This is a genomic window from Bordetella pertussis 18323, assembly GCF_000306945.1.
Lineage (GTDB): Bacteria > Pseudomonadota > Gammaproteobacteria > Burkholderiales > Burkholderiaceae_B > Bordetella > Bordetella pertussis.
This window is the reverse complement of record NC_018518.1, coordinates 3,300,277-3,312,364: the sequence shown is the minus strand read 5'-3', so window position 1 is coordinate 3,312,364 and position 12,088 is coordinate 3,300,277. Positions and strand designations below refer to the sequence as shown.

General features: G+C 66.3%; 13 protein-coding genes and 1 tRNA gene. 12 read left to right on the top strand and 2 right to left on the bottom strand.

From position 1 onward, the window contains the following. The first annotated feature begins 55 nt into the window (after nt 1–55). The 3 genes from BN118_RS15595 (at nt 56) to mgtE (ending at nt 3,059) form a co-directional block, all read left to right on the top strand. A complete protein-coding gene (locus BN118_RS15595) occupies nt 56–1,102 on the top strand; it encodes a YeiH family protein (protein ID WP_014906006.1) in 1,047 nt (348 codons plus the stop codon). 63 nt (nt 1,103–1,165) lie between these two features. Then, nucleotides 1,166–1,576 (top strand): acyl-CoA thioesterase, encoded by a 411-nt coding sequence (locus tag BN118_RS15590; RefSeq protein WP_003814554.1) that lies wholly within the window; start codon nt 1,166–1,168, stop codon nt 1,574–1,576. Nucleotides 1,577–1,586: 10 nt separating this feature from the next. Further along, nucleotides 1,587–3,059 (top strand): magnesium transporter, encoded by a 1,473-nt coding sequence (gene mgtE / locus BN118_RS15585; protein ID WP_003814555.1) that lies wholly within the window; start codon nt 1,587–1,589, stop codon nt 3,057–3,059. Between the two features lie 46 nt (nt 3,060–3,105). Here the strand turns inward: mgtE and BN118_RS21100 are convergent, their stop codons facing one another. Continuing rightward, nucleotides 3,106–3,237: a hypothetical protein gene (locus BN118_RS21100; protein ID WP_255033505.1), complete on the bottom strand. Its 132-nt coding sequence runs from the start codon at nt 3,235–3,237 to the stop codon at nt 3,106–3,108. Nucleotides 3,238–3,254: 17 nt separating this feature from the next. Here BN118_RS21100 and BN118_RS15580 point away from each other — a divergent pair, with 17 nt between their 5' ends. Then, nucleotides 3,255–4,205 (top strand): IS481-like element IS481 family transposase, encoded by a 951-nt coding sequence (locus tag BN118_RS15580; RefSeq protein ID WP_005013747.1) that lies wholly within the window; start codon nt 3,255–3,257, stop codon nt 4,203–4,205. Between the two features lie 392 nt (nt 4,206–4,597). On the opposite strand, the gene BN118_RS15575 is transcribed toward BN118_RS15580, so the two are convergent. Then, nucleotides 4,598–4,673: transfer RNA gene (locus BN118_RS15575), tRNA-Phe, on the bottom strand. 254 nt (nt 4,674–4,927) lie between these two features. Between BN118_RS15575 and hemA the strand changes: the two genes are divergently transcribed. The 8 genes from hemA to BN118_RS15535 all read left to right on the top strand — a co-directional run bounded on the left by hemA (nt 4,928) and on the right by BN118_RS15535 (nt 12,050). Next, nucleotides 4,928–6,202, top strand: coding sequence for a glutamyl-tRNA reductase (hemA, locus tag BN118_RS15570; RefSeq protein ID WP_010929957.1), 1,275 nt, complete (start codon nt 4,928–4,930; stop codon nt 6,200–6,202). Between the two features lie 86 nt (nt 6,203–6,288). Beyond that, nucleotides 6,289–7,371: a peptide chain release factor 1 gene (prfA, locus tag BN118_RS15565; protein ID WP_003807618.1), complete on the top strand. Its 1,083-nt coding sequence runs from the start codon at nt 6,289–6,291 to the stop codon at nt 7,369–7,371. Between the two features lie 10 nt (nt 7,372–7,381). Beyond that, the gene (gene prmC, locus BN118_RS15560; RefSeq protein ID WP_014906005.1) at nt 7,382–8,194 is read left to right on the top strand and encodes a peptide chain release factor N(5)-glutamine methyltransferase; all 813 of its coding nucleotides are present in this window, start codon (nt 7,382–7,384) and stop codon (nt 8,192–8,194) included. A gap of 36 nt (nt 8,195–8,230) precedes the next feature. After that, the gene (gene grxD, locus BN118_RS15555; protein WP_010929959.1) at nt 8,231–8,557 is read left to right on the top strand and encodes a Grx4 family monothiol glutaredoxin; all 327 of its coding nucleotides are present in this window, start codon (nt 8,231–8,233) and stop codon (nt 8,555–8,557) included. A 4-nt stretch (nt 8,558–8,561) separates the two neighbouring features. Then, entirely contained in the window at nt 8,562–9,122 is a 561-nt protein-coding gene (locus tag BN118_RS15550) for a UbiX family flavin prenyltransferase (RefSeq protein WP_003807624.1), read from the top strand. Nucleotides 9,123–9,362: 240 nt separating this feature from the next. Then, entirely contained in the window at nt 9,363–10,355 is a 993-nt protein-coding gene (locus BN118_RS15545; RefSeq protein ID WP_003819054.1) for a tripartite tricarboxylate transporter substrate binding protein, read from the top strand. 18 nt (nt 10,356–10,373) lie between these two features. Continuing rightward, complete coding sequence (locus BN118_RS15540) at nt 10,374–11,369, top strand: ABC transporter substrate-binding protein (protein WP_010929960.1); 996 nt, start codon at nt 10,374–10,376, stop codon at nt 11,367–11,369. Nucleotides 11,370–11,384: 15 nt separating this feature from the next. Continuing rightward, nucleotides 11,385–12,050 carry an FAD binding domain-containing protein gene (locus BN118_RS15535; protein WP_227914958.1) on the top strand — a complete coding sequence of 222 codons (666 nt, stop codon included), beginning with the start codon at nt 11,385–11,387 and terminating at the stop codon, nt 12,048–12,050. Nucleotides 12,051–12,088 lie beyond the last annotated feature (38 nt).

The window sequence follows — 12,088 nt, the reverse complement described above, 5'->3', positions numbered from 1 at the left end:
TAATAGTCCGGGTCGTAATATTTCTGCCAGTTATTTAGTTATCGCTGACGGCGCTATGACCACCACTACCTCTACCCTGCCCTTGCCCACCCCGTGGCGCGACAAGCTCAATGGCATCCTGTTCGTCGCCCTGATGGCGGCGGCCGTGGTGCAACTGGCCGACCTGCCGTTCATCCGGCAATTCGGCTTCTCGCCCCTGGTGGTCGGCATCGTCTGTGGCATGCTGTATAGCAATTTCCTGCGCGGCACCATGCCGGCCGATTGGGGCGCCGGCGTGCACTTCACGGCGCGCCGCCTGCTGCGCATCGCCGTCGCCTTCTACGGCCTGAACATCAGCATCCAGCAAATCGCCGCGGTAGGACTGCCCGGCCTGGCGGTGTCGGTCGGCGTGGTCGCCTCCACCCTGCTCATCGGCACGGTGGCCGGCCAGCGGCTGCTCGGCCTGGACCGCGACACCGCCATGCTGACGGCCGCCGGCAGCGCGATCTGCGGCGCCGCCGCCGTGCTGGCCTTCGAACCGACCCTGCGCGCCGCCCCTCACAAGAGCGCAGTGGCGGTCGCCACCGTCGTCCTGTTCGGCACGCTCTCGATGTTCCTCTACCCGGTGATCTACCACGCCGGCTGGCTGCCCTTCGACACCCAGGCGCTGGGCATCTATATCGGCGGCACCGTGCACGAGGTTGCCCAGGTGGTCGGCGCGGCCAGCAACATCGATCCGGCCACGACCGAGGTCGCCACCATCGTCAAGATGACGCGCGTCGCCTTGCTGGTGCCCGTCCTGCTGGTGCTGGGCTTCTGGCTGCGCGCCAGCGCCGCCGCCGGCGCCGACGGCAAATCCCACGCCAAGCTGCCGGTGCCGTGGTTCGCGATCGGCTTCCTGGTCCTGGCCATCGTCAACTCCCTCGACATCCTGCCGTCCGACCTGGTCACCGCCATCCGCAAGCTGGATGTGTTCGTCCTGACCATGGCCATGACGGCGCTGGGAATCGAAACCCGCTTCGCCCAGATCCGCAAGGCCGGACCGCGCGTCATGGCGCTGGGACTGGTCCTGTACGCTTGGCTGGTGTTCGGCGGCTACGGAATCGTGAAGCTGGCGACCTGAGCCGCGCGCTTAGGACACGTTTTTCCTGCATAATCGGCCGGGTCCCTTCAGGAGCCGGCCCGCATGACCAACCCACCCAAATCCCCCTTCACCAGCCTGCCCAGCGGGCGCGAGCCGGTCCTGCGCGTCATGCCCATGCCCGCCGATGCCAATATCCATGGCGACGTGTTCGGCGGCTGGATCATGGCGCAGGTGGATATCGCCGGCTCGATCCCTGCCGCCCGGCGCGCCGCCGGACGCGTGGCCACCGTGGCCGTCAACGCATTCCAGTTCAAGCAACCGGTATTCGTCGGCGACCTGCTCAGTTTCTATACCTCCATCACGCGCACCGGCACGACCTCGGTCACGGTGTCGGTCGAAGTGTATGCTGAACGCCAGCGCCTGGACGCCGAAGTCGTGAAGGTCACCGAAGCGGTGCTCACCTACGTCGCCACCGACGAAGCCCGGCGCAGCCGCCCGCTGCCCACCCTTTGAGTCCTGTTGCATGACGCAGTCCTCCGCCACGCCCAAGCCGCCCGCGACGCCCCGCCGGCTCGACCCCGAAGACGCCCAGCACGCACTGGCCGAGGTCCAGGAGTGCCTGCGCCGGCAACATCTGGTCGAAGACCTGGTCCATCGCCAGGAACAGGGCGACGACAAGGCCCACCTGGTGGAAGACCTGGTGCACCGCCAGCATGAGGCGGAGCTGGCGACCCTGATCAACGGGCTGCACCCGGCCGACATTGCCTTCATCCTGGAATCGCTGCCCAAGGACGAACGCCAGACGGTGTGGCGGCTGGTCAGTACCGAGCACGATGCCGATGTCCTGATCGAAGTCGAAGACTGGGTGCGCGAATCGCTGATCGAGGCGATGGACCGCCAGGACCTGGTCGCCGCCACCGGCAGCATGGACGCCGACGAGCTGGCCGACCTGGCGCCCGATCTGCCGCCCGACGTGGTGGCCGAAGTCCAGAAGGGCCTGACCGAGGAAGAGCGTGCCCAGCTGCTCGAGGCCATGGGCTACCCCGAGGACAGCGTCGGCGCCATCATGGACTTCGAAATGGTCCGGGTGCGCGAGGACGTGTCGCTGGAGGTGGTGTTGCGCTACCTGCGCCGCCTGCACGAACTGCCCGACCACACCGACCAGATTTTCGTGGTCGACCGCCAGGACAAGCTGCAAGGCGTCCTGCCGATCGCCACGCTGCTGGTCAGCGAGCCCGATACCGAAGTGCGCGCGGTCATGAACTCGGATTTCCTGACCCTGGGCCCGCTGGATTCCGACGCCGACGCCGCCAGCGCGTTCGAACGCTACGACCTGGTCTCGGCCCCGGTCACCGACGAACAGGGCCGGCTGATCGGCCGCGTCACCATTGCCGACGTGGTGGACGTGATCCAGGAAGACTCGCAGGAGCAGGCGCTGTCGCGCGCCGGCCTGCAGGAAGAAGACATCTTCGCGCCCGTGCTCATGGCCTTGCGCAACCGCGCCCCCTGGCTGCTGTTCAACCTCTGTACCGCGGCCACCGCCTCGTTCGTGGCTTCGCGCTTCGAGGATACCGTCAGCCACATCGTGATCCTGGCGTTTCTCATGTCCATCGTGGCGGGTATCGGCGGCAACTCCGGCAACCAGACCATGACCATGATCATCCGCGCGCTGGCCGTCGGCCGCATCACCGGCCGCAACCTCTGGCAACTGGTCAAGCGCGAAATGCTGGTCACGCTGCTGGTGGGATTGTGCGGCAGCCTGGTGGCCGCCCTGTTCGCCTGGGCCATTTCCGATTCGCTGTCCATCGCCGTCGTCATGATGGCCGCGATGATCTGCAACATGCTGGTCGGCGCCTCGGTAGGCGTCATGGTGCCCATGTTGCGCGCGCGCTTCGGCAAGGACCCGGCCATCGGCTCGTCGGTGCTGCTGACCTTCGCCACCGACTCGCTCGGCTTTTTCATTTTCCTTGGGCTGGCCACGATCTTCCTACTGTAGCTCCGCATTCCAGGTAGGCCATTTCCCTTGACAGCTCCCTGAAAGGCTATATGTTGCGCCATCGGTTAAGGTGTCGGTTTGCACTTTTTCCCGTTAGCTGTGAAGATTCAATAGGTTGTATGCATGGTTCATCCGAACCGGATTTGAGAAACTGGAAATCGCCAACTCCCCAGTTCACTCAAGGAGCCCGGCCGGATGAACACCCATAAGCATGCCCGATTGACCTTCCTACGTCGACTCGAAATGGTCCAGCAATTGATCGCCCATCAAGTTTGTGTGCCTGAAGCGGCCCGCGCCTATGGGGTCACCGCGCCGACTGTGCGCAAATGGCTGGGCCGCTTCCTGGCTCAGGGCCAGGCGGGCTTGGCCGATGCGTCCTCGCGCCCGACGGTCTCGCCCCGAGCGATTGCGCCGGCCAAGGCGCTGGCTATCGTGGAGCTGCGCCGCAAGCGGCTGACCCAAGCGCGCATCGCCCAGGCGCTGGGCGTGTCAGCCAGCACCGTCAGCCGCGTCCTGGCCCGCGCCGGTCTGTCGCACCTGGCCGACCTGGAGCCGGCCGAGCCGGTGGTGCGCTACGAGCATCAGGCCCCCGGCGATCTGCTGCACATCGACATCAAGAAGCTGGGACGTATCCAGCGCCCTGGCCACCGGGTCACGGGCAACCGACGCGATACCGTTGAGGGGGCCGGCTGGGACTTCGTCTTCGTGGCCATCGATGACCACGCCCGCGTGGCCTTCACCGACATCCACCCCGACGAGCGCTTCCCCAGCGCCGTCCAGTTCCTCAAGGACGCAGTGGCCTACTACCAGCGCCTGGGCGTGACCATCCAGCGCTTGCTCACCGACAATGGCTCGGCCTTTCGCAGCCGCGCCTTCGCCGCGCTGTGCCATGAGCTGGGCATCAAGCACCGCTTTACCCGACCTTACCGCCCACAGACCAATGGCAAGGCCGAACGCTTCATCCAGTCGGCCTTGCGTGAGTGGGCTTACGCTCACACCTACCAGAACTCCCAACACCGAGCCGATGCCATGAAATCCTGGCTACACCACTACAACTGGCATCGACCCCACCAAGGCATCGGGCGCGCTGTACCCATCTCCAGACTCAACCTGGACGAATACAACCTATTGACAGTTCACACCTAGTCGAAGTGGTCATGCTTGACTGGCGGACCTTCTGGGAGACAGGGGGCGGCTCCTCGAGGCTCAGTTCGAAGGTGCGCAGGCGGGCCAGGCGCGCCTGCTCCTCCTGCTGTTCGCGGACTTCTATTGGGTTTTGGTCGTCGACTGTTGTGACTGTTGGCTTAGTATGCTTAGGCTCGAGTTTGGGCGAGTGTGGTCTCTAGATATGGCCCTATGCCGAGTTTATGGGGTCTACCAGATCCAGGCTTGGCCTTATCGCACACACGTAGAAGTTGTCACCCGTTTAGCAAGCGGGATGTAGCGGCACGACTTGGGACGTTATGGGCGAGACTTTTCACCCAAGCCCCTGGCGCACAAATGAAAATGCCCAGTGCAAGGGCTGGGCATCGAATTCTTGGTGGCCTGGGGCGGAATCGAACCACCGACACAAGGATTTTCAATCCTCTGCTCTACCGACTGAGCTACCAGGCCAACGAAGTCCGCAACTATACACAATTTTTCGCGGCTGTGCACGCGCACCGCCCGCTTGTGTGAAAAAAGCCGCGCACTTGCGCAGCGATTGCGCAAAAGCGGCGCACCCCAGGTGCTGTGGCGGGGCCGCCGCGTCCGGCGCGCCGGACGCAGGGGTATAGGGGGCCGGGCAGGGGGTACGGGGTATAATCCTTGGCGGTCGCTGTTACAAAATTAGCAGCTTTGCGCCGGGCGCTTGCCCATCCCAGCCTTTCATGTCAGTCGCCGTTCTTGCCTTCGGTCTGAATCACACCTCCGCCCCGGTCTCGGTGCGCGAGCGCGTTTCCATGCCCGTGGACTTGGTCAAGCCCGCGCTGGAAGGCCTGCGCGCGACGTTCGGCGGCGCGGTGCGCGAGGCGGCGATCCTGTCGACCTGTAATCGTACCGAACTCTATTGCGCGGCCGAGGGCCAGGTGGCCGAGCATCTGCCAGCCTGGCTGGCCGAGCACAACCGGCTGGAAGCCGCGGCCTTGCGCCCGCACCTGTACCGCCACCAGCACGACGATGCCGTGCGCCATGCGTTCCGCGTGGCCAGCGGCCTGGATTCCATGGTGCTGGGCGAGCCGCAGATCCTGGGCCAGATGAAAGACGCGGTGCGTGCGGCCAACGAGGCCGGCGCGCTGGGCACGCTGCTGCATCAATTGTTCCAGCGCACATTCTCGGTGGCCAAGGAAGTGCGTTCGCAGACCGCCATCGGCGCACATTCGGTGTCGATGGCCGCCACCGCGGTGCGGTTGGCCGAGCGCGTGTTCGGCCAGCTGGAAGACGCGCGCACGCTGTTCATCGGCGCCGGCGAGATGATCGAACTGTGCGCCACGCACTTCGCGGCCCAGCGCCCGCGCAGCATGGTGGTGGCCAATCGCACCATCGAGCGCGCCGAGACCCTGGCGGGCCGGTTCTCGGCCCAGACCATGAAGCTGGCCGACCTGACCGAACGGCTGGCCGAGTTCGACGTCATTGTTTCCTGTACGGCCAGTTCCCTGCCCATCCTGGGGCTGGGCATGGTCGAGCGCGCCACGCGCCAGCGCCGGCATCGCCCCATGGTGATGATCGACCTGGCGGTGCCGCGCGATATCGAGCCCGAAGTGGGCCGCCTGGACGACGTGTATCTGTATTCGGTGGACGACCTGGGCCGGCTGGTGCAAAGCGGCACCGACGCGCGCCGCGCGGCGGTGGTGCAGGCCGAGGCCATCATCGAGACGCGCGTGCAGGGCTTCATGCACTGGATGCAGTCGCGCGAAGTCGTGCCCGTGATCCGCGACCTGCATCAGGCCGCCGACGACGTGCGGGCCGCCGAGCTCGAGCGCGCGCGCCGCATGCTGGCGCGCGGCGAGTCGCCCGAGGCCGTGCTGGAACAGCTGGCGCACGGGCTGACGCAGAAGTACCTGCATGGCCCGCTGGCCGCGCTCAACCGCAGCGAGGGCGACGAACGCCGCCAGCTGCTGGCCTGGGTGCCGCGCCTGTTTCCCGGCCGCGATTCCCGCCGTTAGCTGCGCGCGCCAGACCCCGCCTTCGCGGCGGGCGTTCGTGCGCCGGGCGTCCGCTTGTGTCCATTCTTTCCTGATACCGAACGCCCATGAAACCGTCCATGCGCAGCCGACTCGAGCAGTTGGCCCACCGTCTCATCGAAGTCGACGCCTTGCTGGCCGAGCCGGAAACGGCGGCCGATATGGACCGTTTTCGCAAGCTGTCGCGCGAGCGCGCCGAGCTGGAGCCGGTCGTCGAGGCGTTCAATGCGTTCCTGGGCGTCGAGGCCGATGTGGCCACCGCGCAGGAGATGCTGTCCGATCCCGACATGAAGGCCATGGCCGAGGACGAGATCAAGACCGGCCGCGCGCGCATCGAGGAGATGGAGGCGGCGCTGCAGTTGCTGCTGCTGCCGCGCGACCCCGACGATGGCCGCAGCCTGTTCCTGGAAATCCGTGCCGGCACGGGCGGCGACGAAAGCGCGCTGTTCTCCGGCGACCTGCTGCGCATGTATACGCGCTACGCGGAAACGCGGGGTTGGCGCGTGGAGATCATGTCGGAGAGCGAGTCGGAGCTGGGCGGCTACAAGGAAGTGATCGCGCGCATCGATGGCGACGGCGCCTATGGCCGGCTGAAGTTCGAGTCCGGCGCGCATCGCGTGCAGCGCGTGCCGGCCACCGAGGCGCAGGGCCGCATCCATACCTCGGCATGCACGGTGGCGGTGATGCCCGAGGCCGACGCGATGTCCGACATCGTGATCAACCCCAGCGATCTGCGCATCGATACGTTCCGCGCCAGCGGGGCGGGCGGGCAGCACATCAACAAGACCGATTCGGCGGTGCGCATCACGCACGTGCCGACCGGCCTGGTGGTGGAGTGCCAGGACGACCGCTCGCAGCATCGCAACAAGGACAAGGCCATGCAGGTGCTGGCCGCGCGCCTGAAGGACAAGGAAATGCGCGAACGCCAGAGCAAGGAGGCCGCCGAGCGCAAGAGCCTGATCGGCTCGGGCGACCGCTCCGAGCGCATCCGCACCTATAACTATCCGCAGGGCCGCGTGACCGACCATCGCATCAACCTGACGCTGTACAAGCTGCAGCAGATCATGGAAGGCGACCTGGACGAGCTGACCGGCGCGCTGCTGGCCGAGCACCAGGCCGAGCAACTGGCGGCGCTGGGCCACGATCTGTGATGCGCGGGCGATGACCTTGCTCAAGGACCTGCTGGCCGACCCGGGCCTGCCCCGGCTGGAGGCGCGCATGCTCGCCGAGCACGTGCTGGGCCGCTCGCGCGCCTGGCTGCTGGCGCACGATACCGACCCGGTCGAGCCCGCGCACGAGGCGGCCTGGCGGCAGCTGGCGGCGCGCCGCCTGGCTGGCGAGCCCATGGCCTATCTGCTGGGCGGGCGCGAGTTCATGGGGCATTGGTACGCGCTGACGCCGGATGTGCTGATTCCGCGCCCGGATACCGAGCTGCTGGTGGAGACGGCGCTGCATTGGCTGCAAGGCCGCGCTGCGCCGCGCGTGCTGGACCTGGGCACCGGCAGCGGCGCCATCGCCGTGTCGGTGGCGCTGGGTTGCCCGCAGGCCGAGGTGACGGCCACCGACCTGAGCGCGGCCGCGCTGGCGGTGGCCGAGGGTAACGCGCAGCGGCTGGGCGCGCGGGTGCGCTGCCTGGCGGGCGACTGGTACGAGGCCTTGCCGGCGCAGGACCGCTACGACCTGATCGTCTCCAACCCTCCCTATATCGCGCGCGAGGACGCGCATCTGGCGCAGGGCGACCTGCGTTTCGAGCCGCGCGGCGCGCTGACCGACGAAAACGATGGGCTGGCGGCGCTGGCGCGCATCGCCGGCGGGGCGCCCGGGCGCCTTCTGCCTGGCGGCGCCATCTGGATGGAACACGGCTGGGACCAGGCCGAGGCGGCACGGGCGCTGATGCGCCAGGCCGGGCTGCGCGAGGTGCACAGCCGGCGCGATCTGGCCGGGATCGAGCGGATTTCCGGTGGATACCTATAATTGAGCTGTTGAGCTACTTCCCTTTGCGAGCCCCCTATGAGCGACGTGCAAGAATTCATCCGCGAAACCGTGACGCAGCACCCCGTCGTGCTGTTCATGAAGGGCACTACCCAGTTTCCGCAATGCGGCTTTTCGGGCCGCGCCATCCAGATCCTGAAAGGCTGCGGCGTCAAGAAGCTGGTGACCGTCAATGTGCTGGAAGACGACGAAGTCCGCCAGGCCATCAAGACGTTTTCCAACTGGCCGACGATTCCGCAGCTGTACGTCGGCGGCGAATTCATCGGCGGTTCGGACATCATGTCCGAGATGAACGAAAGCGGCGAGCTCAAGCAGCTGCTCGATGACTCCGGCGCGACGGCCTGAGTCCATGCGGCGGCTGGTCGTCGGCATCACGGGCGCCACCGGCGCCATCTACGCCGTGCGCCTGCTGCAGGCGCTGCGTGGCGTGTCCGACGTCGAGTCGCACCTGATCGTGTCGGCCTCGGGCGTGCTCAATATCAAGCACGAACTGGACGTGGGCCGGCACGATGTCCAGGCGCTGGCCGACCACGTGCACAGCGTGCGCGATGTCGGCGCCACGCTGGCCAGCGGCGCGTTCCAGACCGCCGGCATGGTGATCGTGCCGTGCTCGATGCGCACGCTGGCGGCCGTGGCGCACGGCCTGTCCGATAATCTCATCACCCGCGCCGCCGACGTCACGCTCAAGGAGCGCCGCCGGCTGGTCATGATGGTGCGCGAAACGCCGTTCAACCTGGCCCACTTGCGCAATATGACCGCCGTCACCGAAATGGGCGGCATCATCTTTCCGCCGCTGCCCGCGTTCTACCATCGCCCGGCCTCCATCGAAGAAATGGTCGACCACACCGTGGCGCGCGTGCTCGAACTGTTCGACATCGAAGTGCCCGGCCCGCACTGGGCCGGCATGTAGCGCATCCGCCTTCGCCTGCCTGTACCTGAAGCCTGCCCCGATGGGGCAGGCTTCTTTGCGTACGGCCGCAGGCAGCCGCGGCAGGGAATCCCCCGATATTGACACCGGACAATTATTCAGTACTATGCGCAATTAACTCAGTGTACTAAGTAGAAGCATAGAAGCACCAAGGCTGTTTGTTGTTCCGGTCAAGATCCAGCCGCCCGCATTCTGCGGGCGGTGGCCACAAGGGGAATACAGATGCAACGCCGTAGTTTTCTAGCCAAAGTCGCCCACATCGCCGCCGCTGTCGGCGTCAGCGCCTGTGCCGCGACCAGTTCCTTCGCCGCCACCGGCGACTTCCCGAACAAGCCGCTCGACATCATCGTCACCTTTCCGCCTGGCGGGGGGACCGACATGCTGGCGCGTTTGATCGGCAACTATCTCACCGAGAGCCTGGGGCAGACCGCGGTGGTCGAGAACCGGCCGGGCGCCAGCGGCAACGTGGGCGCGCGCCTGGTGGCCGACCGTGCGCCGGACGGCTACTCGCTGCTGATGGTCAACAGCTCGTTCGCCGTCAATCCGGGCGTGTTCCGCAATCTGCCGTTCGACCCGAAGAAGGACTTCGCCGCCGTCATCAATGTGGCCTATGTGCCGTCGGTGTTCGTGGTGCCGGCCGGTTCCAAGTACAAGACGCTGGGTGAGCTGATGGCCGCGGCCAAGCAGACCAACACCCAGGTCACCTACGGCTCGTGCGGCAACGGCACGCCGCAGCATCTGGCCGGCGAGCTGCTCAACGTCAGCGCCAAGACGCATATGGTGCACGTGCCGTACAAGGGTTGCGGACCGGCGCTCAACGACGTGCTGGGCAGCCAGATCGGCCTGGCCGTGGTGACCGCCTCGAGCGCGATTCCCTTCATCAAGGCAGGCAAGCTGCAGGCCCTGGCGGTGACCTCCAAGGAGCGCTCGGCGCTGCTGCCCGAGGTGCCCACGGTGGCCGAGCAGGGCGTGGCCGGGTACGAGCTGAACCAGTGGCACGGCCTGCTGGTGCCGGGCGCCACGCCGATGGCGGTGCGCCAGAAGCTGTACGACGGCATCGCCAAGGTGATGCAGCGCGATGACGTGCAGAAGAAACTGGCCGACCTGGGCTACAGCACCGCCAGCGACGGCCCGGAAGTGTTCCAGAAAATGGTGGAAACCGATATCGACCGCTTTTCGGCGCTGACCAAGCAGATCGGCCTGAAAGTGGACTGACCCCTGGGAGATGCAAGCATGAGCAGCAAACTGAAGATCAGCCTTTCCTGCGGCGACTACGATCGCACGCGCGCCTTGTTCGACGGGCGCGCGCCCATCGAGGGCTGCGAGGTCACGGCCGTGCCGCTGGAGCCGGAGGAGGCGTTTCATCGGGCCTTCCGCTACCACGAGTACGACGTCACCGAGATCTCGATGAGCAGTCATATGATGACCACGGCTCGCGGCGACAACGAATACATCGCCATTCCGGCGTTCCTGTCGCGCGTGTTCCGCCATTCGGGCATTTATGTGCGCACGGACCGCGACATCGACAAGCCGCAGGACCTGCGCGGCAAGACCATCGGCGTGCCCGAGTACCAGATCACCGCCAACGTGTGGATCCGCGGCATCCTGGAAGACGCCTATGGCGTCAAGCCGCAAGACATCAAGTGGCGCCGGGGCGGCATCGAAGAGCCGGGCCGCGGCGAGCGGGCGCCGATCGAGCTGCCCGACGGTATCGACCTGCAGCAGATTCCCGACGACAAGACGCTGTCGGACATGCTGGAGGCGGGCGAGATCGATGGCTATATCGGTGCGCGGGCTCCCTCGTGCTTTCTGCGCGGCGCGCCCAACGTGGGGCGCCTGTTCAACGACTACCTGAAGACCGAGCAGGATTACTTCCGCGAGACCCGCATCTTCCCCATCATGCATATGGTGGGCATCCGCAGGTCCCTGGTCGAGCAGAATCCCTGGCTGCCGGTCAGCGTCTACAAGGCCTTCCTCAAGGCCAAGATGCTGGCGGTCAAGGAGCTCAACGAGATCTGCCACCTGGCGGTGACGCTGCCTTGGATGGTGCACCACTACAACGCGGCGCGCGAACTGATGGGCGACGATTACTGGCCGTACGGGCTGGATGCCAATCGCCATGTGATAGAGACCTTCGCGCGCTATCACTACGGCCAGGGCCTGTCGCGCCGCCTGGTCAAGCCCGAGGAGCTGTTCGCGGCCTCTTCGCTGGACTTGTCCAAGATCTGAGAGGCTGTCCGAACCATGAAAGCGCCGGCCTTGCAGTATCACGCGCCTGCTTCGTTGCCGCAGGCCCTGCAGTTGCTCAGCGAGCACGACAATGCGCGCGTGCTGGCCGGCGGCCAGTCGCTGGTGGCGATGCTGAACATGCGGTTCGCGTTCCCGGACTGCCTGATCGACATCAACCGGGTTCCCGAGCTGGCGTACATCCGCCACGAGCAGGGCGCGGTCTGCATTGGCGCGATGACGCGCCAGCGCGAGATCGAGTTCTCGCCGCTGGTGGCGCAGCATTTGCCGCTGTGGCGCGAGGCGGCGCTGCAGGTCGGCCATCGCCAGACCCGTAACCGCGGCACGGTGGGCGGCAGCCTGTGCCAGCTGGATCCGTCGGCGGAGATCCCGACCGTGGCGCTGGCCATGGACGCGACCCTGTCGGTGGCCAGCGTACGCGGCACGCGCACCCTGGCGATGGCGGATTTTCCGGCCGGCTACATGACGCCGGCGCTCGAACCCGATGAAATGCTGGTCGGCCTGGCGGTGACGCCATGGCCGGCCGGCCATGGCCATGCCTTCGTGGAGTTCGCGCGCCGCCATGGCGATTTCGCCATTGTGTCGGTGGCGGTGCTGCTGCTGCTCGACGACGCCGGCTGCGTGGCGCGCGCCTCGATCACCCTAGGTGTGAAGATTCAATAGGTTGTATGCATGGTTCATCCGAACCGGATTTGAGAAAC

Coding starts and splice junctions, on each gene's coding strand:
- mgtE (WP_003814555.1), top strand. CDS start 1,587: ATGACGCAGTCCTCCGCCACGCCCAAGCCGCCCGCGACGCCCCGCCGG.
- BN118_RS15535 (WP_227914958.1), top strand. CDS start 11,385: ATGAAAGCGCCGGCCTTGCAGTATCACGCGCCTGCTTCGTTGCCGCAG.
- BN118_RS15580 (WP_005013747.1), top strand. CDS start 3,255: ATGAACACCCATAAGCATGCCCGATTGACCTTCCTACGTCGACTCGAA.
- BN118_RS15595 (WP_014906006.1), top strand. CDS start 56: ATGACCACCACTACCTCTACCCTGCCCTTGCCCACCCCGTGGCGCGAC.
- grxD (WP_010929959.1), top strand. CDS start 8,231: ATGAGCGACGTGCAAGAATTCATCCGCGAAACCGTGACGCAGCACCCC.
- prfA (WP_003807618.1), top strand. CDS start 6,289: ATGAAACCGTCCATGCGCAGCCGACTCGAGCAGTTGGCCCACCGTCTC.
- BN118_RS15545 (WP_003819054.1), top strand. CDS start 9,363: ATGCAACGCCGTAGTTTTCTAGCCAAAGTCGCCCACATCGCCGCCGCT.
- BN118_RS15550 (WP_003807624.1), top strand. CDS start 8,562: ATGCGGCGGCTGGTCGTCGGCATCACGGGCGCCACCGGCGCCATCTAC.
- hemA (WP_010929957.1), top strand. CDS start 4,928: ATGTCAGTCGCCGTTCTTGCCTTCGGTCTGAATCACACCTCCGCCCCG.
- BN118_RS15590 (WP_003814554.1), top strand. CDS start 1,166: ATGACCAACCCACCCAAATCCCCCTTCACCAGCCTGCCCAGCGGGCGC.
- prmC (WP_014906005.1), top strand. CDS start 7,382: ATGACCTTGCTCAAGGACCTGCTGGCCGACCCGGGCCTGCCCCGGCTG.
- BN118_RS15540 (WP_010929960.1), top strand. CDS start 10,374: ATGAGCAGCAAACTGAAGATCAGCCTTTCCTGCGGCGACTACGATCGC.